This window comes from Streptomyces sp. P5F9 (assembly GCF_057961495.1).
In genome coordinates this window covers 1-1,753 of the sequence record NZ_JBXVPZ010000860.1, presented here as the reverse complement: position 1 = coordinate 1,753, position 1,753 = coordinate 1, and the positions used below count along the sequence as shown (strand labels likewise).

Here is a 1,753-nt window from a genome sequence, read left to right as displayed (position 1 = left end):
GGCCCCGCCGCCCGGCTACGGCTACCCGGGCCAGCAGCCGAACCCGTACGCCCAGCCGCAGCAGCCGTACGGTCAGCAGCCCAACCCCTATGGCCAGCAGCCTGGTTACGGCTACCCGGGCCAGCCGACCGTGCCGCTGCACCCGCAGCCGGGCCAACCGGGCGGTGGCGGGCGGAAGTTCGGGGCGCCCGCGGTGATCATCACCGCCGCTGTCGTGGCGATCGCGCTGATCGTGGGCGGCGGGATCTGGTACGCGTCCTCGTCCGGCGACAAGGACGACGACACGAAGAAGACCGCGACCGCCGGCGGCAGCACGGGCGGCACGGGCAGTACGAACGGCAAGGGCGGCACCACGTCCGGCGGCAAGGAGAAGGTGCCGGCCGACACCGCGTCCAAGGTCCTCTTCGAGGTCCCGATGCCCAAGGTCAGCGACACCATGGTGACCTCCGGCTCCTGGCTCACCGACAAGGTGTACGCGAAGAGCGGCAGCGCCGAGGTCGTCGGCTACAACCGCGACACGGGCGCCAAGCAATGGACGATCAAACTCCCGGGTCCGGTCTGCCAGGCCACGAAGCACACCACCACCGACGGCAAGACGGCCATCCTCTACGAGCCCGCCATGCCGACCAAGGACAAGCCCTCGCACGGCTGCAGCCAGATCGCCGCGATCGACCTGAACACCGGCACCAAGCTGTGGACGAAGACCGCCAACTCCGGTGACCAGCCGATCAGTTTCGGGAACGTCACCGTCAGCGCGAACACCGTCGCCGTGGGCAGCACCGACGGCGGCGCCGCCTTCGACATCTCCACCGGCAAGGTCCTGTGGAGCCCGAAGGCCGCCGACTGCTACGACGCCGGCTACGGCGGCGGCGCCAAGCTGGTCGCTGTGCGCAGGTGCGGAACGTACGACGCGCCCGTCCTCCACATCCAGACCATCGACCCGGTCTCCGGGAAGGTGATTTCGGACTACAAGATGGCCGAGGGCATCGAGTACGCGAGCATCGTGTCGACCGACCCGCTGGTCGTCGCGGCGGACGTCGGCGACAGCGCGGGCGACGGCAGCGGCATCTCGGACTTCTTCTCCATCGACAACAAGACGGGCGCGCTGCGCTCGCACATCCCGGCGCCGGGCAAGCAGTACGCGGCCCGCTGCGACGGCATCACGCGCGTCGAGTACTGCACCGAACTGGCCGTGGGCAACGACCGGTTGTACGTGCCCACCGAAGAACACGACGGTTCCGGCGACTCCTACAGCCAGACCAACGAGATCGTCGCCTTCGACCTCGCCACCGGCAAGCAGACCGGCCAGCGCGCCGACGCGGGCGACGGTTACACGATCACCCCGCTGCGCATGGACGGCAGCAACGTCATCGCCTACAAGTCCCCGCCCTACGACAAGGGCGGCCAGATCGTCAGCATCGACGGCACCTCCTTCAAGGAGACGAAGCTGCTGGAGAACCCGAGCACGGAGACGGTACGGGGGACGGAGACCACGTTCCTGCCGGACTACGCGGAGATCCTCTACGCGGAGGGCCACCTCTACATGTCGACGGTCTACGCGGACAAGCCGTCGTCATCGTCGACGGGCGACAAGGACCTGGCGATCGCCTTCGGCACAACAAGCTGACTTCACCCCCATCACCCCCGAATGCCAGGAATGCGAAAAAGTCCGTCGATCTGGGGCACTTCTCTCCAGTAGGGGCAGCGCAACGTCGAACAAGCGTGTAGCTTCCGGGGGCATGAAGGGCGCGGG

At 68.1% G+C, this 1,753-nt stretch carries 1 protein-coding gene; it reads left to right on the top strand.

Translation table 11 applies throughout. The features are described 5' to 3' along the window. A partial coding sequence (locus tag AC31A1_RS50935) for an outer membrane protein assembly factor BamB family protein (protein WP_489659836.1) occupies positions 1-1,627 on the top strand: 1,627 nt, incomplete at its 5' end. Positions 1,628-1,753 lie beyond the last annotated feature (126 nt).